Below are 459 nucleotides of genomic sequence, written 5' to 3' on the forward strand. Positions count from 1 at the left end.
ATCCTCAGTGCTCCACATAGCAACATGCGTGCATCTGCTGCCGGGGTCTCCATCCCCGCGGTGGTCAGTTGTCGAGTGGCTCGTGCCAGGAGAAGAGACGGGCTGGGATCTGCCATTAGGATTCTTGACCTTCGGGCCGTTGTGCCATCCGACGCCTCACCTCATCGGCATGGAGCGCGTCTAGAACATCACCTAGGTCGCCAGCCAAAATCTGGTCAAGTTTCCTGGACTTGTACCCAATGCGATGATCTGTCAGGCGATTCTCGGGAAAGTTATAGGTACGCACTCGAGCCGATCTATCGACAGTACGCACCTGGTCTCGACGCATTCGATCATTTTCATCAGCAGCCTGTTGCGCCGCTAAGGCCGCGACTTTTGCCCGCAACATCCGCATCGCTTCCGCTTTGTTCTGCAACTGGCTGCGCTCATTTTGGCAGCTGACGACGATGCCGGTAGACA

General features: G+C 56.6%; 1 protein-coding gene. It reads right to left on the reverse strand.

The window, feature by feature from the left end; genetic code table 11:
• Window positions 1-115: 115 nt before the first annotated feature.
• Window positions 116-459 (reverse strand): peptide chain release factor-like protein (locus OWC48_RS46485; RefSeq protein WP_282525990.1); only part of this gene is annotated, 344 nt, incomplete at its 5' end.

The sequence above is a fragment of the Bradyrhizobium sp. Arg816 genome (assembly GCF_029989365.1).
Classification (GTDB): domain Bacteria; phylum Pseudomonadota; class Alphaproteobacteria; order Rhizobiales; family Xanthobacteraceae; genus Bradyrhizobium.